This is a genomic window from Gordonia amicalis, from assembly GCF_022059885.1.
GTDB classification, from domain to species: domain Bacteria; phylum Actinomycetota; class Actinomycetes; order Mycobacteriales; family Mycobacteriaceae; genus Gordonia; species Gordonia amicalis.
In genome coordinates this window covers 2874301-2894951 of record NZ_CP091855.1, presented here as the reverse complement: position 1 = coordinate 2894951, position 20651 = coordinate 2874301, and the positions used below count along the sequence as shown (strand labels likewise).

The 20651-nt window shown below is 69.3% G+C and carries 13 protein-coding genes and 1 pseudogene; 1 reads left to right on the top strand and 13 read right to left on the bottom strand.

Annotation, left to right across the window (positions count from 1 at the left end; genetic code table 11):
- Window positions 1-2: 2 nt before the first annotated feature.
- The 12 genes and pseudogenes from IHQ52_RS13255 to IHQ52_RS13200 form a co-directional block, all read right to left on the bottom strand.
- Complete coding sequence (locus IHQ52_RS13255) at window positions 3-2999, bottom strand: AMP-binding protein (protein WP_238064289.1); 2997 nt, start codon at window positions 2997-2999, stop codon at window positions 3-5.
- A 90-nt stretch (window positions 3000-3089) separates the two neighbouring features.
- Window positions 3090-4541, bottom strand: coding sequence for an argininosuccinate lyase (argH, locus tag IHQ52_RS13250; RefSeq protein ID WP_006437370.1), 1452 nt, complete (start codon window positions 4539-4541; stop codon window positions 3090-3092).
- Window positions 4538-5737 (bottom strand): argininosuccinate synthase, encoded by a 1200-nt coding sequence (locus tag IHQ52_RS13245; protein WP_006437369.1) that lies wholly within the window; start codon window positions 5735-5737, stop codon window positions 4538-4540. Before IHQ52_RS13245 ends, argH begins: the two co-directional genes overlap by 4 nt.
- Window positions 5738-5894: 157 nt before the next feature.
- On the bottom strand, window positions 5895-6401 hold the full coding sequence (locus IHQ52_RS13240) for an arginine repressor (protein WP_006437368.1): 507 nt from the start codon (window positions 6399-6401) through the stop codon (window positions 5895-5897).
- Between the two features lie 44 nt (window positions 6402-6445).
- Window positions 6446-7369, bottom strand: coding sequence for an ornithine carbamoyltransferase (gene argF, locus IHQ52_RS13235; RefSeq protein ID WP_006437367.1), 924 nt, complete (start codon window positions 7367-7369; stop codon window positions 6446-6448).
- Entirely contained in the window at window positions 7366-8604 is a 1239-nt protein-coding gene (locus IHQ52_RS13230; RefSeq protein ID WP_006437366.1) for an acetylornithine transaminase, read from the bottom strand. The genes argF and IHQ52_RS13230 overlap by 4 nt, the downstream gene beginning before the upstream one ends.
- Window positions 8601-9575: an acetylglutamate kinase gene (argB, locus tag IHQ52_RS13225; RefSeq protein ID WP_006437365.1), complete on the bottom strand. Its 975-nt coding sequence runs from the start codon at window positions 9573-9575 to the stop codon at window positions 8601-8603. The genes IHQ52_RS13230 and argB overlap by 4 nt, the downstream gene beginning before the upstream one ends.
- Window positions 9572-10831, bottom strand: coding sequence for a bifunctional glutamate N-acetyltransferase/amino-acid acetyltransferase ArgJ (argJ, locus tag IHQ52_RS13220; protein ID WP_006437364.1), 1260 nt, complete (start codon window positions 10829-10831; stop codon window positions 9572-9574). The genes argB and argJ overlap by 4 nt, the downstream gene beginning before the upstream one ends.
- Window positions 10828-11886 (bottom strand): N-acetyl-gamma-glutamyl-phosphate reductase, encoded by a 1059-nt coding sequence (gene argC, locus IHQ52_RS13215; protein WP_040004874.1) that lies wholly within the window; start codon window positions 11884-11886, stop codon window positions 10828-10830. The genes argJ and argC overlap by 4 nt, the downstream gene beginning before the upstream one ends.
- Before the next feature lie 68 nt (window positions 11887-11954).
- A complete protein-coding gene (gene pheT, locus IHQ52_RS13210; protein WP_238063574.1) occupies window positions 11955-14426 on the bottom strand; it encodes a phenylalanine--tRNA ligase subunit beta in 2472 nt (823 codons plus the stop codon).
- A 53-nt stretch (window positions 14427-14479) separates the two neighbouring features.
- A complete protein-coding gene (gene pheS / locus IHQ52_RS13205) occupies window positions 14480-15532 on the bottom strand; it encodes a phenylalanine--tRNA ligase subunit alpha (RefSeq protein ID WP_040004873.1) in 1053 nt (350 codons plus the stop codon).
- A gap of 97 nt (window positions 15533-15629) precedes the next feature.
- Window positions 15630-17063: pseudogene (locus IHQ52_RS13200) on the bottom strand (acyltransferase family protein); the annotation flags it as partial.
- A gap of 151 nt (window positions 17064-17214) precedes the next feature.
- Between IHQ52_RS13200 and IHQ52_RS13195 the strand changes: the two are divergent.
- Window positions 17215-18081 (top strand): alpha/beta fold hydrolase, encoded by an 867-nt coding sequence (locus IHQ52_RS13195; RefSeq protein ID WP_006437359.1) that lies wholly within the window; start codon window positions 17215-17217, stop codon window positions 18079-18081.
- Between the two features lie 52 nt (window positions 18082-18133).
- On the opposite strand, the gene IHQ52_RS13190 is transcribed toward IHQ52_RS13195, so the two are convergent.
- The gene (locus IHQ52_RS13190) at window positions 18134-20629 is read right to left on the bottom strand and encodes a Tex family protein (RefSeq protein ID WP_394854770.1); all 2496 of its coding nucleotides are present in this window, start codon (window positions 20627-20629) and stop codon (window positions 18134-18136) included.
- Window positions 20630-20651: the final 22 nt, after the last annotated feature.

The window sequence follows — 20651 nt, the reverse complement described above, 5'->3', positions numbered from 1 at the left end:
GCTCAGCCTAGGGCATCGTCGATCGACGAATGGCCCCAGTCCAGCTTCTGGGCGATCGTCCTGGTGTATCGCCGGTACCGGCCCTCCTCATCGCGATACCAGGTCCGGGGACCGGGTTTCGGCAGACCTTCGGCCGCGAAGGCGGTGCTCAGCGGACGGAACGACGCCGAGTGCGGGATCTCGTCGACGACGCGGATGAGGTGTGGTCGTAGTTCGGCGGGGAACTCCCCGAGTGCGATGCGGAGCTGGGTGACGGTGAGTGAGTCGGCCTTCGCGTCCGGACGTAGCGTCAGCGCGGCGACGGCCACCTGATGACCCGGTTCTCCGACGCCGTAAGTGACCACCTGGTCGACGCCCTGCATGCGCGACAGAGCGTGGGTGATCGGCGGGATGAACACGGGGCCCGCCTCGGTCCGGATCACACGGTCGATGGCACCGAGGAAGTACAGGTCGCCGTCGGCGTCGCGGACGAAGAGATGTCCCGACACCTCCCACCGGTCGCGGCTGGTGAACACATCGCGGAGCACCGTGCCGTTGATGTCGAACTTGTGCTTGGCCTTGGACAGCAGCAACCCGGCTTCACCGATCTCGGCCCGTCGGACGAATCCGGACTCGTCGATGAGCAGGCGGTCGTTCTCGATGTCGTAGGCCGCGACCTCGACCGGGTTGGTCTCCGGCAGGGGCCGCCCGACGGAGGACAGCTTGTCGCCGGAGACGTTGGCCAGGATTGCCGAGCCGTCCGCGGTCGCGAAGAACTCGAGGATGCGGGCGCGTGGGAAGCTGCTGCACACGTCCTCCCACAGACCGGCCGACATCCCCGAACCCATGAAGAGTCGGATCGGGTTGTGCTGGTTGATCCGGAAACGGGGATCGCGCACGACGCCGCTGAGCATCGACCAGGTGTAGGACACGACGGTGACGCCGTAGCGCTGCACCTCGGTGGCGAAGGTCTCCGGGTGGATGCCGTTGGACAGGGCGATCCGCGATCGGCCGACCACGGTGGCGCCGAGAGTCGTCAGCAGGCCGGAGGCGTGATGCAGGGGCGGCAGGCAGTACACCGTGTCCCGGTCGGACAGCGCCGCCGCCGATGCCGCACCGAACGCCGACATCGCGAACCGGTGGTTGGTGACCGGCCACGGGACGAGTTTGCCGCGCGCACGGCTGAACAAGATGAACGCGAGATCACCGGCCAGGCCGGGATCCGGCCGGTACCAGGTGGGCAGGACGACCGCGTCGGGATCGATCTGCTCCATGTCGATGATGGTGGCGCCGTCGACACCGTCGATGTCGCGGGAGTCGCCACTGCCGCCGCCGAGGACCAGCACCCGACCCGACGCCGCGGTGGCGAGGTCGAGGTTGTTGGGGTCGGTGACGATGACCGAGCTGTCGGCGAGCCGCATCATCTCCCGCACGTCGGCGTCGGCGGCGAGGAGGACGGAGACGGCTCCGAGCCGGGCCAAGGCCGCGACCACGACCAGGGCGCTGGGGCGGGTGTCCATCAGAACGCCGATGTGCTGCCCCGGCCGCACACCGCAGTCGATGAGACCGGCGACCACGTTGTTGATGCGGGCGCCGACCTGCGCGTTGGTCAGCACGCGGTTCTCGAAGAGGAACAACTCGTTGTCGCCGTGCTTCTTGGTGTTCTCCGCCATCAGCTTGGACAGGGAGATCCGCGTGCCGCTCTGGATCTGACCGAGGCGGAGCAGCCGCGGCACCGTACGCACCGACTCGGAGGCGACCGCTCGCGACGTCCGTTGCACGGAGTTGACCAGTCCCAGCAACTCGCGGGATGCGGCGGTGCCGGCATCGGCGACCGAACCCATCCCGTGGGTGATGCGGGAGGACAGACTGACACCACTGCCGTGGCCCGGCTCCGCGACCGTCATCTCGCTGATGAGCTCGGGGCGGGTCCCGTTGGCCGACAACCAGTTCACCCAGTCGGCCGTCGTGGGCCAGGTGTGCTCACCGGCCGAGGAACCGACCACGAGTCCGAAATGACCGACGGGCAGCGTGGATTCGTATACCTCGGCGTCGGGTGCGGCACGCACGATCCCGCGCACCGCGGCCGGCTGACCGATGTCGTCGGCCTCGCCGACAAACGCCAGTACCGGACAGGTGATCTCGGTGAGCGACACGAGGTCACCGTTGATCACGAAGCCACCGGAGACCATGCGGTTGTGGGCCACGAACTGACGCAGCAGTTCGGCGATCGCCGGACCGGACCACGCGACCCAGCCGTCGGCCTCGAGAAACCTGCGCTGATCCTCGCGTGGCAAAAGCGCCTCGCGGTCGTGGAGACGGCGGAGGAAGTCGATGCGGCTGCGTACGGTCTTGACCGGATCGAGTAATTGGAAGCCGGTGCGTACCATCCAGTCCCGTACCCAGAGATTCCGCACGAACGATCTCTCGGCGAGGAACTCGGCAGCCGGCGCCACCAACCCCGCCGGCAATCCGAGGGGCAGTGCCGCGAGGACGTCGACCGGGCTGCCGAAGGTGATGAGGCTCGCGATCCCCTTCGACCGCCGGTACGCCGCGGTCTGGTACGCGAACATGCCGCCCTGGGAGTACCCGGCCAGGTGGATGTCGCGTCCGGTCGCCTCGATGATCAGGTCGATCGCTTGGCTGATCGCGACCACATGGTCGGCGAGATTGCGTTCCATCCCGCCCTCTTCGGTGTCCGGGGACCCGAAGTCGATCACCCACGGGGTGATGCCGTTGCGATGGAGGACGGACACCGCACCGTTGTGTTCGGTCACGTCGTAGACGTTGGCGGACACCATCATCGGAGGCACGAGGACGATGTTGGGGCCGGTGGACGGTTCGTTCGGGAAGTACCGGCGCAGGCGGAACATCTTGCGCGTCTCGACGATCGCGAAGGGCGCCGGTTCCGTCCCGGTCTCGAGTCCGCCGAACCGCAGGACCTCGAGCCCGTTCTGAGCGGTCGCCACCACCCGGCTGACCACTCCCCCCACATCGGGGATACCGTCCCAAGCCACCATCGCGTCGAATCCTCCCGTCGTCAGCGTGACGTGCACCGCCGACATCGGTGACATCGGTGACATACGTCACTCTACCCACTCAGAAGTGGATCAGCGCCGTCCTCCGGGCCCCGCGTTCCAGCGTGTCCGCAGGTCGGCCGATTGCGCCGACACCAGTTCTATCTGCCGTCGTACCTGAATCGGCGCGGTCCCGCCATGCGCGTTACGCGACTCCACCGATCCACGCACCGTCAGCACGTCGCGAACCGCAGGGGTGAGCGAGGGATTGATGCCGGCGAGTGTCTCGTCGTCGAGCTCGTCGAGACCGACACCCCGCGACTCGGCCTCGCGGACACAGGCTCCGGCGACCTCGTGTGCAACGCGGAAGGGCACACCCTGCCGCACCATCCACTCGGCGATGTCGGTGGCCAGGGTGAAGCCGGCCGGGGCCAGCTCCTCCATCCGGTCGGTGTGGAACTCGAGCGTCGCGACCAGGCCGGTGACGGCCGGCAGCAGCAGTTCGAGCTGCGCCACCGCGTCGAAGACCGGTTCCTTGTCCTCCTGGAGGTCCCGGTTGTATGCCAGTGGTTGCGCTTTGAGAGTCGCGAGCAGACCGGTCAGGTCACCGATCAGCCGGCCGGCCTTGCCGCGCATCAGCTCGGCGACGTCCGGGTTCTTCTTCTGCGGCATGATCGAACTGCCCGTAGACCAGGCATCGGCCAGTGTCACGTATCCGAATTCCGGTGTGCTCCAGATGATCACCTCTTCGGACAGCCGGGAGAGGTCGACCGCGATCATCGCGAACACGAACGCCGCCTCGGCCGCGAAGTCGCGGGACGAGGTGGCGTCGATGGAGTTCTCGGCCGGTGCGTCGAACCCGAGATCGGCCGCGATGGCAGCCGGGTCGAGACCCAGCGACGAGCCGGCCAGCGCGCCGGACCCGTACGGCGACACGGCGGTCCGGCGGTCGGCGTCGGCGAGCCGGTCGATGTCGCGGAGCAACGGCTGCGCATGTGCGAGCAGGTGGTGGCCGAGCAGGACAGGCTGAGCGGCCTGCAGGTGCGTCTTGCCGGGCATGATCGCGTCGGGATGAGCGGCCGCCTGGGCGGTCAGCGCGTCGACCACGTCGAGCAGACCGAGGGCGACGCGACGCATGGCGGCGCGCAACCACATCCGGAACAGCGTGGCGACCTGGTCGTTGCGTGACCGGCCGGCACGCAGCCGCCCACCGAGCTCGGGACCGACCCGTTCGATGAGTCCCCGCTCGAGCGCACCGTGCACGTCCTCGTCGGACTCCGCGGGACCGAACGTCCCGTCGGCGACATCGGCTGCCAAGCGGTCGAGACCGTCCAGCATGCCTCCCAGGTCGTCACCGGTGAGCAGCCCCGCCTTGTTGAGCACCCGGGCGTGGGCCTTGGAAGCCTGAATGTCGAAAGGCGCCAGGGCCCAGTCGAAATGGGTCGACTTGCTCAGGGCGGCCATCGCCGCGGCCGGACCGCCGGCGAAACGGCCGCCCCAGAGCGAACCCTCGTTGGTCGTTCCGCCGGTCTGCTCGTCACTCACAGATTCAGGTCCCGCTTGGCCGAGATCTTCGAGGACAGGCCGTGCAGCTCGACGAAGCCGCGGGCTGCCGACTGGTCGAAGCTGTCGCCCTCGTCGTAGGTCGCGAGGTTGAAGTCGTAGAGCGACTCGGAGCTGCGACGTCCCGTGGCCGCGATGTTGCCGCCGTGCAGGACGAGGCGGATCTCACCGGAGACGTGTTCCTGTGTCGAGTCGACGAAGGCGTCGAGCGAACGCTTGAGCGGCGAGAACCAGAGGCCGTCGTAGACCAGCTCGGCCCACTTACGGTCGGTGCCGCGCTTGTACCGGCCGAGCTCGCGCTCGATGGTGACGTGCTCGAGTTCCTCGTGGGCGCGGATCAGCACCATGGCGCCCGGGGCCTCGTAGACCTCGCGGCTCTTGATGCCGACGAGACGGTCCTCGACGACGTCGAGGCGGCCGACGCCCTGCGCACCGGCGCGGCGGTTCAGCTCCTCGATGGCCTGCAGCACGCTGACCGGACGGCCGTCGATGCTGACCGGACGGCCCTTCTCGAAGCCGATGATGACCTCGTCGGGGGTGTTCCAGTTGACGGTCGGGTCCTCGGTGTAGCTGTAGACGTCCTTGGTCGGCGCGTTCCACAGGTCCTCGAGGAAGCCGGTCTCGACCGCGCGGCCCCACACGTTCTGGTCGATGGAGAACGGCGACTTCTTGGTCACGTTGATCGGGATGTCGTTCTCCTCGGCGAAGGCGATGGCCTTCTCACGGGTCCACGCGTAGTCGCGGACCGGTGCGATGACCTCCAGATCGGGTGCGAGGGTGGCGAAACCGACCTCGAACCGGACCTGGTCGTTGCCCTTGCCGGTGCAGCCGTGGGCGACGACGGTGCCACCGTGGTCGCGGGCGGCGGTCACCAGGTGCTTGGCGATCAGCGGACGCGACAGCGCCGAGACCAGCGGGTAGCGGTCCATGTAGAGGGCGTTCGAGGTGATCGCCGGGAGGCAGTACTCGTCGGCGAATTCGTCACGGGCGTCGACGACGACCGCTTCGACCGCGCCGCAGTCGAGGGCGCGCTGGCGGATGACATCCATGTCCTCGCCGCCCTGCCCGAGGTCGAGGGCCACGGCGACGACCTCCTTGCCGGTCTCCTTCTGGATCCAGCTGATCGCGACCGAGGTGTCCAGGCCGCCCGAGTATGCGAGTACGACACGTTCTGCCATGAGGTGAAGCTCCTGTTCTAAGCGATGACCCGAGTCCATCATCGGCCCCGGGGTTCCGACCACACCGTCCGGGTCTCGGTTGGCGGTGTGGTCGGTTGCGGTTCTCGTCGTGTCCGGCCGCGGTGAGTGCGTCCGGTGGTGGTGGGCAGGACGGGGGTTACACGAGGCCCTCGATCCGTCGGGCGAGTTCGGCTCCGTCGAGCGGCTCCCGGGCGACCACGAAGATCGTGTCGTCGCCGGCGATCGTGCCGACCACATCGGGCAGACGAGCACGGTCGAGGGCGGCCGCCAGATAGTGCGCGGCGCCCGGCGGAGTGCGCAGCACGGCCAGGTTGCCGCTGCTGTCGGTGGAGACCAGCAGCTCCGACACGAGGCGGGACAGCCGGTCGGTGCCGCCGGACACGCCGCGCACCGGCGAGCCGTCCTCGGGAACCACGTAGACACCCGCACCGCCGTCGGCGGCCCGCAGTTTCACGGCCCCGAGCTCGTCGAGATCGCGCGACAGCGTTGCCTGCGTGGCATCGATCCCCTGGTCGGCCAAGAGTCGCTGCAGCTCGGACTGGCTACGCACCTGGTTGGTCGACAGGATGTCGATGATCCGCGCATGCCGCCCCGCGCGGGTCGCGGCGAGGCGGTTCTCCGTGGGTTCGGCGCCGGCGGTCATCGCTCGTCCTGTGTCACTGCTCGTCCTGGCTTGCGGATGTCATCTCACTGGTGCTCCAGAAGCCAGACCAGCAGTGCCTTCTGCGCGTGCAGACGGTTCTCGGCCTCGTCGAAGACGACGCTGCGCGGGCCGTCGATGACCGACGCGGTGATCTCATCGCCACGGTGCGCCGGCAGGCAGTGCAGCACGATCGCGTCGTCGGCGGCGTGGGCGAGCAGCTCGTCGTTGATCTGGTACGGCCGGAAAGGCGCGGTGCGGTCCTTGCCGTCCTCCTCCTGACCCATCGACACCCAGGTGTCGGTGACCAGGACGTCGGCTTCCGTGGCGGCGGCGACCGGGTCGGTCACGAGCTGTACCGACCCGCCGGTCTCCGCGGCACGACGCTCGGTGTCGGCGATGATCGCCGGGTCGGGCTGGAAACCCTCCGGTGCGCTGATCGTGACGTGCATGCCGGCGGTGACGCCACCCAGCCCGAGCGAGTGGGCCATGTTGTTGGCACCGTCGCCGAGGTAGGTCATCTTCAGCCCCGAGGGCGACCCCTTGTGCTCGACGATCGTCTGCAGGTCCGCGAGCACCTGGCAGGGGTGGAACTCGTCCGACAGGGCGTTGACCACCGGCACGGTCGCGCTCGACGACAGCGCCTCGAGACGGTCCTGCCCGAAGGTGCGCCACACCACGGCGTCGACGAAGCGCGACAGCACCCGTCCGGTGTCCTCGAGGGTCTCCTCGCGGCCGAGCTGCGTGGTGCGACCGTCCACGACGACCGCGTGACCGCCGAGCTGGGCGATGCCGACCTCGAACGAGAACCGGGTGCGGGTGGAGTTCTTGTCGAAGATCACCCCGACCCCGCGGGGCCCTTCGAGCGGGCGGAAGGCGAACGGCTTCGCCTTCACCTCGGCGGCGAGCGCGAGCACCTCGGCCTGTTCGGCCGGGGTGAGGTCGTCGTCGCGCAGGAAGTGCCGCGTCATGCCCCATCTCCCTTTTTCACGCTGTCTCCCTTGTTCACACTGTCTCCCTTGTCCTTCTGTGCAGCGTGCGCAGCGGCGTCCAGCAGGTCCGGCAGCGTTTCGACGAAGCTCTGCCCCTGCTCCTCGGTGATGATCAACGGCGGTGCGAGCCGCAGCACGTCGGGTGCCGGTGCGTTGATGAGGAATCCGGCGTCGCGGGCCGCGGCCTCGACGCGGGCCGACAGCGGCTCGGTGAGCACGATGCCGAGCAGCAGACCGGCGCCCCGCACGTGATCGATCAGCGGGTGGTGGAGGTCCTCGATCCCGGTGGCGATCGCCTTGCCCACGGCGGCGACGTGATCGGTGAGACCTTCGGACTCGATGACACCGAGCACGGCGAGTGCCGCGGCCGCGGCGACCGGATTGCCACCGAAGGTGGTGCCGTGCTGACCGGGTTCGAACAGCTCGGCGGCCGCACCCGTGGCGATGCATGCACCGATCGGCAGTCCGCCGCCGAGTCCCTTGGCGAGCGTCATCACGTCGGGAACCACACCCACCTGCTGGTGGGCGAAGAAGGTGCCGGTTCGCGCGACACCGGTCTGCACCTCGTCGAGGATCAGCAGCGCGCCGCGCTCGCTGGTGATGCGTCGGGCGGCGGCGAGATAGTCGGCGGGCGGGACGATCACGCCGGCCTCACCGAGGATCGGCTCGAGGATCACCGCGGCGGTCTGATCGGTGACGACCGCGTCGAGCGCCTCGATGTCGCCGTAGGGCACGAACCGCACACCCGGCGGCATCGGCTCGAACGGAGCACGCTTCGCCGGCTGTCCGGTCATCGCCAACGCACCCATCGTGCGACCGTGGAATGCCTTCTCGGCGGCCACGATCTCCGGCCGGCCGGTCCGGCGCGCGAGCTTGAAGGCGGCCTCGTTGGCCTCGGTGCCGGAGTTGCAGAAGAACGCCCGGCCGGGATGGCCGAAACGGTCGAGCAGTTTCTCCGCGAGTTCGACGACCGGCGGCGAGATGTAGAGGTTCGACACGTGCCCGAGCGTCTGCAGCTGGGTCGTGACGGCCTCGACGATCGCCGGATGCGCGTGACCGAGGGAGTTCACCGCGATCCCACCGAGCAGGTCAAGGTAACGCTTCCCGTCGGCATCGGTGACATACGACCCCGAGCCACCGACCAGGGCGATCGGCGGGGTGCCGTAGTTCTTCATCAGCGACTGGCCCCAGCGCCGTTGCAGCGGTGCGGTCACAGGTCCTCCTCCTGGGTTCCGGCGGCCGCCTTCGCCCCCGACTCGGCCGGGTCGACGACGGTGGTGCCGGTGGAGCTTCCGGTCAGTAGTTGGGCAAGCACGGAGTGGGCGACGCGGCCGTCGATCACGTGGGCGCGTTCGACGCCCCCGGTCACCGCACGCAGACAGGCCTCCATCTTCGGGACCATGCCGGAATCCAGCGACGGCAGGAGCTCGACCAGGGCATCGGTGTCGATCTGGGACACCAGCGACCCGCGGTCGGGCCAGTCGGTGTACAGCCCCTCGACATCGGTGAGCATGACGAGCCGCGACGCGCCGAGCGCCTCCGCGAGCGCTCCCGCCGCGGTGTCGGCGTTGATGTTGTGGACGACGCCGTCACGATCGGGAGCGATGGTCGACACCACCGGGATACGGCCCGCCCCGATGAGATCGAGCACCGCCGAGGTGTTCACCGAGGAGATGTCGCCCACGAGCCCGATGTCGGTCGCGACGCCGTCGACGAGAACCGTCCGCCGCGTCGCGGTGAACAGGTGGGCGTCCTCGCCGGTGATGCCGACCGCATAAGGCCCGTGCGCGTTGATGAGGCCGACGAGCTCACGACCCACCTGACCGAAGAGAACCATCCGGGCGACATCCATCACCTCCGGGGTGGTGACCCGGAAGCCGCCCTTGAATTCCCCTTGGAGGCCGAGCTTTTTCAGCATCGCCGAGATCTGCGGTCCGCCTCCGTGCACGACGACGGGGTGCATGCCGCAGGCACGGAGGAACACCATGTCCGCGGCGAACGCCTTCTTCAGCTCGTCGTCGACCATCGCGTTGCCGCCGTACTTGACGACGATGGTGGCGCCCGCCAGTTCCTGGAGGGCGGGCAGTGCCTCGGCGAGGATCGTCGCCTTGTGCAGCCCTGCGGCCGGATCGATCGTTCCCGGAACACTCTCAGGGGCACCGGATTCCGGTGCGGAGCCGCTCATGACGAGTACGCCGAGTTCTCTTCGACGTAGGCGTGCGAGAGGTCCGTGGTCCGGACCGACGCCGATGCGTCGCCGAGTTTCAGGTCGACGAGCACCTCGATGTCGGCACCGGACAGGTCGACGTCGCGTGCACCCTGTACGCCGCAGCCGTTCTCACACACCGGAGATCCGTTGAACGACACGGCGATCACGTCCGGGTCGATGCGGACCGGCGACGCGCCGACCGTGGCCAGCACCCGCCCCCAGTTGGGGTCGGAGCCGAACAACGCGGTCTTGACCAGGGAATCGCGTGCGACGAACCGGGCGACGGTCAGCGCATCCTCCTCGGTCGGTGCGCCCGTGACGGTGATGGCGACCCTCTTGGTGACGCCTTCGGCGTCGGCCTGCATCTGGGCGGCCAGATCGTCGCAGACCGCGAACACGGCCTCGTCGAGATCGGCCTGGTCGACCGGGATCTGGCTGGCGCCCGAACTCAGCAGCAGCACCGTGTCGTTGGTGGACATGGAGCCGTCGATGTCGAGCCGGTCGAACGTCCGCGCCGTCGCCCGGCGCAGCGCGGTGTCGAGCTGTTCGGAGGTCGCCGCAGCGTCGGTCGTGAGCACCACGAGCATCGTCGCGAGCGACGGCGCCATCATCCCGGCACCCTTCCCCATACCGCCGACGTTCCAACCCTGGGGATGGTGCAGCGCAGCCTGTTTCGGCACGGTGTCGGTGGTCATGATCGCGTGCGCGGCATCGGTGCCGCCGGTGAGTCCGCCGCCCATCTCCTGGACGATCTCGGTGACGCCGGCGAGGACCTTGTCCATCGGGAGGCGATCGCCGATGAGCCCGGTCGAGCAGACCGCGACCTCCACCGCACCGGTGCTGGTCCCCCAGTTGCTCAGCGCCTCCGCGACGGCCTCGGCCGTCTTGTGGGTGTCCTGGAATCCACCCGGGCCGGTGCACGCGTTGGCGCCGCCGGAGTTGAGGATCACGGCCCGCAGCCTCGACGTGGTGAGGACCTGCTGGGACCAGCGCACCGGAGCTGCCTTGACCTGATTGGTGGTGAAGACACCCGCGGCGGAACAGTCCGGACCCTCGTTGACGACGAGAGCGAGGTCGGCGGCACCGGATGCCTTGATACCGGCCGCGATTCCCGCTGCACGGAATCCCAACGGCGCGGTGACACCCTGTCCGCGGACGAGCCGTGGATGATCGCCGGGGGCGCCGCCCTCGATCCGATCCGGATCCGGCTGCGCGTGTTCGATTCCCGTCACGGTGCCACTCCCACGGTGCTCAGTCCCTCGTTCTCTGTCCAGCCCAGCGCCAGGTTCATCGATTGGACCGCGGCGCCGCCGGTCCCCTTGGTCAGGTTGTCCACGGCGCCGACGACCACCAGGGTCTGGGCGCGTTCGTCGACGGTCACCCCGAGCTGGACCGCGTTGGAACCGATGACCGAACCGGTGGCCGGCAGTCGGCCCTCCGGCAGTACGTGGATGAATTCCTCGTCGGCGTAGGCCTTTTCATAGACCGCGCGCACCTCATCGCCGGTCGCGACGGTTCGTGCGGTGCACGTCGCGAGGATGCCCCGGGCCATCGGCGCGAGGATCGGGGTGAACGAGACGGTGACCGGTTGCTGCGCCGCCGCCGAGAGTGCCTGCGAGATCTCCGGGGTGTGCCGGTGGACGCCGCCGACACCATAGGCCCGGGCCGACCCGATGACCTCGGAGGCCAGGAGATCGACCTTCGGCGAGCGACCGGCACCCGACGCACCGCTCACCGCGACCACGGTCACGTGCGGCTCGGCCAATCCCGCGGCGATCGCCGGGAGCAGCGACAGGATCGACACCGTCGGGTAGCACCCCGGGACGGCGATCCGGCCGGCGTCCTTGAGGACGTCGCGATTCCCGGGCAGCTCGGGCAGTCCATACGGCCAGGTTCCTGCATGATCGCCGCCGTAGTAGGCGGTCCAGTCGCCGGCGTCGCGCAGCCGGAAGTCGGCACCGCAGTCGATGATCAGGGTCGTCGGCGGCAGTGCGTCGGCGATGACGGCCGACGCGCCGTGCGGCAGGCCCAGGAAGACGACGTCGTGACCGCCCAGGATCTCCGGGGTGGTCTCCTCGAGAACCCGCTCTGCCAGCGGCAACAGGTGCGGATGATGAGATCCGAGCGTCGTGCCGGCGTTGCCGCCGGCCGTCAGCGCGCCGATCTCGAGCTCGCCGGATCGCAGACGGGGATGCCCGCACAGGAGTCGGAGGATCTCACCGCCCGCGTAGCCGCTCGCGCCGGCCACCGCGACCTTCACCTTGCTGGTTGAGCTTGTCGAAGCCATGCAATCATTATGCAGCAGCCTGCAAATCAATTCATCGCCGGGTGGGTGGCCGTCGAAGTGCCCTTCGGTCAGCGGAGTCGGGCGCCCACCCGGTCGGCAGCGGCGTCCACCGCGGCGAGCTTCGCGGCGTTGGCCTCGTCCTCGGTGAGCGTGCGATCACTCGCACGGAAGCGCAGCGAGAACGTCAGCGACTTGTTCCCCTCGCCGACCTGCTCACCGGTGAAGACGTCGAACAGTGCGATGTCCTCGAGCAGCTCACCCGCGCCGTCGCGCAGCGCCGACCGGACCTCGGCAGCGGGTACGTCGGCCGCGACCACCACGTTCACGTCCTGCAGGACGGCGGGGAACACCGACACCGCGGGAGCGGGCAGCACCTCGCCGAGCGGGAGCGCGTCGATGTCGATCTCCACCGCGCACGCGCGCTTGGGCAGGTGGGCGCGTTCGAGAACCGCCGGATGGAGCTCACCGGCGTACCCGACCGTGCGTCCGTCGACGGTCAGGCGAGCGCACCGACCCGGATGCCACGGCCGGTGATCGGCAGCGGAGAGTTCGACCTCCACGCCCGCGGCGCGAGCGATCGTGCGAGCCGCTTCGAAGGCGTCGAGGTAGTCGGCGGCACGGCCCGGACCCCAGGGACCTGCCGGATCGCGAAGACCGGTCAGGACGACGCCGACATGCAGCGGCTGATGCGGCAGCGAGGCGTCGAGCGCCGCGATGTCCTCGTCCGTCGGGCGACGGGTCACGTCGAGTGCGGGAACCGGCGCGACATGGTCGCCGGCGATGACGACCTGGCCGATGGTGAACAGCGACAGGTCGCGCTGGCCGCGGGAGATGTTGCGCGCGGCCATCTCGAGCAGACCCGGCAGCAGCGTCGTGTTGAGTTCGGGCCGATCCGACTCGAGGGGGTTGACCACCTTCACGGTGCGGCGACGTTCGTCGTCGGCGGGCAGATCCCAGAGGTCGAAGACCCCGGCCGGCATGAACGGGTACGGGAGGACTTCGACATATCCGTCGAGCGCGAGTGTGCGCCCGACGCTGCGGCGCCGACGCTGCTTCGGCGTGAGGCCGGTGCCGCCGGGTGCTCGCGGCACGACGGCGGGGATGTCCTCGAGGCCTTCGAGGCGCAGCACCTCCTCGACGAGGTCGGCGCGCTGCCTGAGGTCGGGACGCCACGACGGCGGGACGACGTCGAGCGTATCGGTGCCGGTGACCACACACCCCACCTCGGTGAGGCGCGCGGCGGTGGTGCCCGCCGGATAGCTGATGCCCGCGACGCGGTCGGGCTCGTCGGCGGCGATGCCGATCGCCGACGGGAGCGGTGTCACGACCCGCGCCTCGGACAGCGGCGAGGAGATCGTGCCGCCGGCGATCTCCACGATCAGCTCGGCGGCGCGGTCGGAGGCGACCGCGGTGATCTCCGGGTCGACGATGCGCTCGAAGCGCTTGCTGGCCTCGGAGGTCAGCTTGTGGCGCTTACCGGTGCGGAAGACGCGGACGGGATCGAAGGTGGCCGACTCGAGCAGGACGGTCGTGGTCTCCTCGCCCACCTCGGTGGCGCCGCCACCCATGACGCCGGCGAGGGCGATGGGACCGGTCTCGTCGGCGATGACGACGTCCTCGGGGTCGAGCACACGGTCGACTTCGTCGAGGGTTCGCAGCTTCTCACCTGGCTTCGCCGAACGGACGGTGACGGTGCCGGTGATGCGATCGGCGTCGAAGGCGTGCAGCGGCTGACCCAGTTCGATCATGACGTAATTGGTGACGTCGACGATCGCCGAGATCGGCCGGATGCCGGCGACCATGAGTCGCTTCTGCATCCACCACGGCGAGATGGCCGACGGGTCGACGCCGCTGATCGCGCGCGCGGTGTAGCGGGTGGCGCCGGAGCCGTCCTCGATGGCGACGGGCCACGGGGTGCCCTCGGCGGTGACGTCCGCCTCGGTGACGCCCGGGTCGACGAAGGGCACCTCGAAGCTGCTCGCCAACTCGCGGCCGAGACCGCGGATCGAGAAGGCGTAACCGCGGTCAGGGGTGACGTTCACGTCGATCGCGGCGTCGTCGAGTCCGAGAACCTCGCGTGCGTCGGCGCCGGGCTCGGCCGTGCCGGGGGCGAGTACCAGGATGCCGCTGTGGTCGTTGCCGATGCCGAGCTCCGAGACCGAGCAGATCATGCCGTCGGAGACGCGACCGTAGGTTTTGCGGGAAGCGATCTCGAACGGACCGGGCAGCACGGCGCCGGGCAGTGCGGCCACGATCAGGTCACCCACGGCGAAGTTCCGGGCACCGCAGACGATGCCGCGCGGCTCCGCCTCGCCCACCTCGACGGTGCAGAACCGGATCGGCTTCTTGAACTCGGTGAGCTCCTCGATCGTCTCCACGCGACCGATCACCAGCGGACCGGTGATCTCCGGGAACTTCTCGATGTCCTCGATCTCGAAACCCACGCGGACGAAACCCGCGTCGATCTCCTCCGTGGTGGCCGACCACGTCGGGTCGCCCGCGCGCAGGACCTCGGTGTACCAGGACTGTGGTGCACGCACTGTGTATCAACTACTTTCGTCGCGTCGTGAGGAGTCTGGAGGGGTCGCGCCGCTCAGGCGGCCGGACCGAACGGGAGGGTGAACCGGATGTCGCCCTCGACCATGTCGCGCATGTCGGAGATGTCGTTGCGGAACTGCAGAGTGCGCTCCAGCCCCATGCCGAATGCGAAACCGGAGTAGACGTCCGGGTCGATCCCGCTGGCGCGCAGTACGTTCGGGTTCACCATGCCGCAGCCGCCCCACTCCACCCAGCCGGGCCCGCCCTTCTTGGCGGGGAACCACACGTCGACCTCGGCCGACGGTTCGGTGAACGGGAAGTAGGACACGCGCATCCGGGTGGTGGTCTCCGGCCCGAACAGCGCCCGGGCGAAGGTCTCGAGGGTGCCGCGCAGGTTCGCCAGGGTGAGGCCCTTGTCGATGGCGAGACCCTCGATCTGGTGGAAGACCGGGGTGTGGGTGGCGTCGAGTTCGTCGGTGCGGAACGTACGCCCCGGGCAGGCCACGTAGATCGGCAGGTCGCGGTTGAGCATCGAGCGCACCTGAACCGGTGAGGTGTGGGTGCGCAGCACCTGACGCGAACCCTCGGGTGCGATGTAGAAGGTGTCCTGCATCGACCGCGCCGGGTGATCCGGCAGGAAGTTGAGGGCGTCGAAGTTGTGGTGTTCGGTCTCGACCTCGGGCCCCTCGGCGATCTCCCAGCCCATGCCGACGAAGACGTCGGCGACCTGCTCGGCGATCACGGTGATGGGATGGCGCGCACCGACCGGGCGTCGACCGCTGGGCAGGGTCACGTCGACCGACTCGGCGACGAGGACCGCCGCATCGCGCTCGGCCTCGAGGACCGCGGTGCGCAACTCGAGCGACGCGGTGACCCGGCCACGGACCTGGTTGACGAGCTTGCCCGCTTCGGAGCGCTGGTCCTTCGGCAGGCTGCCGAGTGCGCGTCGGGCCAGGGCGATCGGCGAGCGATCACCGAGGTGCGCGGATTTCGCCGCGGACAACTGCTCGAGGTCGGCCGCCGCATCGAAGGCCTCGACGGCCGACGCCGCGGCCGCCTCGAGGTCGTCGGGTCCGGGGAATACCGTTTCGTCGGCGGAAGTGGCCACGGTCGGCGAGCTCCTCATGCATGGGTCGGTGGATGGACGGTGTCGTCGTGACGCGGAGGGCCGGTCGGGCGCGGAAACCGGCTCGAGGCGACCGTCGACGGCGGCGATGACTCTCATCGAGGGTAGTCGACCGCCGCGACGCGCTGACCTGCAGGGAGGCGTGGTCTCCGGGAACCGTGTCCGCTCCGCGCGGACTGGACGGCCGAAGAGCGAGGACACGAGCGGTCGTCGCACATCCGATCCCGGCGATCAGCCACCCGATGCCGTCGCCGAGCAGGCCGTACCGCGACACCATCAGAACAGCGATGCCGAGGCACACGAGCACCGCCAGCAGGGCCAGGTCACGCGCGCGTCCGGATCGCCCGGCGACCGGATCGTCCCACCACCGGAGCGGCCGGTTCTCCAGAGGCGACAGCACCGCGACGACGGGCACCATGAGCGCGAGGAGCAGCATCGTCTGGGCACCGACGATGATCGGGAACGACGCGGAGTGCACATCGGCACGGTCTGCGCCCGTCACCGCGCCGGACACGATGATCGCGGCGAGCACCGGCAGATGCCAGAGGTACAGCGTCATCGCACCCCGGTTGCCGAGGACGACCCACCACCAGACCCGCGGACGGTCGGCGATCTTCGCCAGCATCCTTCGCACGGCGATCGCGCCCGCACACAGCACGATCGCGTGACCGGCGAGGAGCAGGCTGGGCGGGCTCATGTTCGACAGTTGCTGCCCCGGCACCGTGACGAGCGAGACCTCATACGGACCCCGGTACACGAGCCCGACGTCGAGGATCAGCACACCTGTCGCCACCGCCGCGGCAGTCACCGGACGAAGGATGCGCTTGGCGTAGGCGACGCCGAGCACGGCCGGGATCGTCCACACCGTGAGGAAGTTCAGATAGCCGAGCCACGACGGGCCGTCGGCGAAACGGATCACGTCGATGACCGCTGCACTCCCCCAGCATGTTCCGAGCGCGATCATCACGTGGAAGGGTGTGCGGATCCGCTGCAGCAGCGGGACCACGGCCAGCACGAGGAGATACGCACCGAGGAACCAGAGCAGCTGCACGCCGAGTCGCGCGACGACGTCGGCCGCGGCGTCGAGGCCGGCGGTCGTCAGTCCGGCCAGCAGGAGCAGCACGGCGCCGAGGTACCAGACGAGTGGACGCAGCAGTCGCTGCACGCGGGTGAACAGCCAGTGCCCGGCAGTGGGGTGGTCGTGGGAAGCACGCGACATCCACCCGTGCGTCGACGCGGCGGCACCCGCGAAGAAGAACAACGGCAGCACCTGGAGCAGCCAGGTGGCCGGCTGCAGGATCGGCACGTCGCCGAGTGTGTTGCCGAGACGGATCGCGCCGTCGGATGTGTCGACGGTGAGCATGATCGAGTGGCCGGCGACGACCACCAGCAGCGAGCAGATGCGGATGAGGTCGACGACCCGATCCCGGTCCCCGGTGAGTGCCGCGAGTTCGTGTGGGGTCGGCAGACTGGTCGGTCCGCCGGTTGTCCGGCGGCGGGAGGTCGTGAGCATTCATCGAGTCTCGCCGGGTACGTGGCCCTCGACCTGAGCAGAACTACTCAGCCGGGGTCGGTGATCCCCGCAACCTCCGGGCGCCTGTGGCACGCATCACGTGCCGCCGAAAAGCTTTACCATCGGCCGCCACCACGGTAGAGACAGAAAGGTGAAGCAATCAACTATCACCCAGCTCCGAGGCGACGGCATCCGACTCGCCGCCGATGTCTGGGAGCCCTCCGGCACGCCGACCGGCACCGCCCTGTTGCTGCACGGCGGTGGACAGACCCGGCACTCCTGGCAGCGCACCGGCGCCCGCCTCGCCGAGCACGGCTGGCGGGCGCTGACGATCGACGCCCGCGGCCACGGAGACAGCGACTGGGCCGACGACGGCGACTACAGCCACGACGCGCACGCCCGTGACCTGCGGCAGATCGTCGACGACCTGGGTGAGACACCGGTGCTGGTCGGCGCGTCGATGGGCGGTTTGGCCTCGCTGCACGCCGCGGGTGCCGACCCGTCGATCGCACGGGCGCTCGTCCTCGTCGACATCACCCCGACCGCCGAACCCGCGGGAATCGCCAAGATCACCGGCTTCATGCGCGACGGACTCGACGGCTTCGACAGTCTCGAGGACGCCCTCGACGCCGTCGTCGCCTACAACCCGCACCGGAGCCGCCCGCCCCGGATCGAGGGCCTGCGCAAGAATCTCCGGGAACGCGACGGACGCTGGTACTGGCACTGGGATCCGCGGATGCTCGCATCGCACGACAACATGGAGCACACAGCCGCCGAGCGGGAGGAACGTGCGCGCGAGGCCGCCCGGGCGGTACGGGTCCCGACCCTGCTCATCCGGGGCAAACAGTCCGATGTCGTGAGCGACGACGGCGTGCGCGAGCTACTCCGACTGATCCCCGGTGCCCGCTACATCGACGTCACCGGCGCGGGCCACATGGTCAGCGGCGACGACAACGACGTTCTGAGCAGCGGCCTGATCGACTTCCTGGACGGCGTCGTGGGCGCCGAGGCCGGCTGAAAGGCCACGGTCCCGGCACTGAAGCGTGCCGGGACCGAAGCGATGTCGGGAGCTACTTGCCGAAGCCGGCGCGCTTGAGGGCGTCGGCCATCGCACCGCTCGGTGCGGGGCGACGGTCGTTGCGGTTGCCGCCGGCGCGGTTGCCCTGGTTGCCGCGACCACCCTGAGCACCCTGACCGCCACGCTGATCGTTGCGACGTCCCTGCCCACCGCCACGGTTGCCCTGCTGGTTGTCAGGGCGCGGCGCGCGGGTGCCACCCTTGCCCGAGTTTCCGGTGCCGGGCTCGTCGTCGAGACGCAGCGACAGTCCGATCCGCTTGCGTTCGACGTCGACGTCCATGACCTTCACCTTCACGATGTCGCCGGACTTCACGATCTCGTGCGGATCGGAGACGAAGCGGTGCGCCATCGCGGACACGTGAACCAGACCGTCCTGGTGGACGCCCACGTCGACGAAGGCACCGAAGGCCGCCACGTTGGTGACCTGACCCTCCAGCACCATGCCGGGCGTGAGGTCGGAGACCTTCTCGATGCCGGCGGCGAAGGTCGCGGTCTTGAACTCGGGGCGCGGGTCACGACCCGGCTTGTCGAGCTCGGCGATGATGTCGATGACGGTCGGACGGCCGAACGTCTCGTCGACGAAGTCGTCGGGACGCAGCTTGGTGAGGGTGGCGGTGTCGCCGATCAGCGAGCGGACGTCGGTGCCGACGGTGTTGAGAATCCGGGTGACGACCGGGTAGGCCTCGGGGTGGACGCTCGATGCGTCGAGGGGGTTGTCGCCGTCGGTGATCCGGAGGAAGCCGGCACACTGCTCGAAGGCTTTGGGTCCGAGTCGCGGCACATCGGTGATCTGCTTGCGGCTGCGGAACGCGCCGTTCGAGTCACGATGCGCGACAATCGATTCCGCGAGCCCGGCGGTGATACCGGAAACACGGGACAGCAGCGGTACCGATGCCGTGTTCACGTCCACACCCACCGCGTTCACCGCATCCTCGACCACGGCGCCGAGCGACCGGGCCAGCAGCGTCTCGGAGACGTCGTGCTGATACTGGCCGACGCCGATCGACTTGGGATCGATCTTCACCAGCTCGGCGAGCGGGTCCTGCAGGCGGCGCGCGATCGAGACCGCACCGCGGATCGACACGTCGAGGTCGGGCAGTTCCTTCGAGGCATACGCCGACGCCGAGTACACCGACGCGCCGGCCTCCGAGACCACGACGCTGGTCGGCGGCTTCTTGCCGGAGTCCTTGATGGCCGCGATCAGTTCACCGGCGAGCGCGTCGGTCTCGCGGGACGCGGTGCCGTTGCCGATCGCGATCAGCTCGACGCCGTGCTTCTGGACGAGCGCACCCAGCACAGCGAGGGCGCCGGCCTTGTCGCGACGCGGCTCGTGCGGGTAGATGGTGGCGGTGTCGACGACCTTGCCGGTGTCGTTGACCACGGCGACCTTCACACCGGTGCGCAGGCCGGGATCGAGGCCCATGGTGGTGCGGGCGCCCGCGGGCGCGGCCAGCAGCAGGTCCTTGAGGTTGGTGGCGAAGACGGCCACCGCGTCGGCTTCGGCCGCCTGACGCAGACGCATCCGCACGTCGAGTGACAGTCCGACGAACAGCTTGGTGCGCCACGCCCAGCGGACGGTGTCGGCGAGCCAGCGGTCGGCCGGACGGCCCTGATCGGAGATCCCGAAACGCGCGGCGATGCGCTGCTCGTAGGGACCCGGGCCGGCCGGGCGATCCGCGGCCTCCGGGTCGGCGTCGAGGGTGACCGACAGGATCTCCTCACGCTCGCCGCGCAGGACAGCGAGCACGCGGTGCGACGGGATCGACGTGAAGGGCTCGGAGAACTCGAAGTAGTCGGCGAATTTGGCGCCGGCCGATTCCTTGCCCTCGCGAACGGTGGTCCGCAGCACGCCGGTCTGCCACATCAGTTCACGCAGTTCACCCACGAGGTCGGCGTCCTCGGCGAAACGTTCGACGGCGATCGCGCGAGCGCCGTCGAGCTGCTCGGCGGTGAACGTCGACGGGTCGGTCATCGGGTCCGACAGCAGCGCGTCGGCCACCGGTTCATGCCCGGCCTCGCGCGCGATCTGGGCCTTGGTGCGCCGCTTGGGCTTGTAGGGCAGGTAGATGTCCTCGAGGCGTGCCTTGGTGTCGGCGGCCAGGATCCGTGCGTCGAGTTCGGCGTCGAGCTTGCCCTGGGCGGCAATCGACTCACGAACCGCCTGCCGCCGGGCCTCGAGGTCGCGCAGGTATCCGAGACGCTCGTCGAGCGTGCGCAGCTGAGTGTCGTCGAGCCCGCCGGTGACCTCTTTGCGGTACCGCGCGACGAACGGGACCGTCGATCCGCCGTCGAGCAGTTCGATCGCGGCCCGGACCTGTCCGACGCCGACGCCGAGTTCGGTGGCGATTGCCGACGCGATGCGCGCGTTCACGACCGCGGGGTCGGGGGCAGGCACCGTCTGCGGGGTGACGGCATCCGACTGCGCGGCAGCCGACTGGGCTGGGGCTGCGGGAGCGGACTCGGACGGGGGCACGGACGCGGGTGGCACAGTTTCTGACACGATCGCCGAC

What these genes read in the sequence shown, in the direction of transcription:
- IHQ52_RS13255 (WP_238064289.1), bottom strand. Translation starts at nt 2,999, where the DNA reads ATGGTGGCTTGGGACGGTATCCCCGATGTGGGGGGAGTGGTCAGCCGG.
- IHQ52_RS13245 (WP_006437369.1), bottom strand. Translation starts at nt 5,737, where the DNA reads ATGGCAGAACGTGTCGTACTCGCATACTCGGGCGGCCTGGACACCTCG.
- IHQ52_RS13240 (WP_006437368.1), bottom strand. Translation starts at nt 6,401, where the DNA reads ATGACCGCCGGCGCCGAACCCACGGAGAACCGCCTCGCCGCGACCCGC.
- argF (WP_006437367.1), bottom strand. Translation starts at nt 7,369, where the DNA reads ATGACGCGGCACTTCCTGCGCGACGACGACCTCACCCCGGCCGAACAG.
- argB (WP_006437365.1), bottom strand. Translation starts at nt 9,575, where the DNA reads ATGAGCGGCTCCGCACCGGAATCCGGTGCCCCTGAGAGTGTTCCGGGA.
- argC (WP_040004874.1), bottom strand. Translation starts at nt 11,886, where the DNA reads ATGGCTTCGACAAGCTCAACCAGCAAGGTGAAGGTCGCGGTGGCCGGC.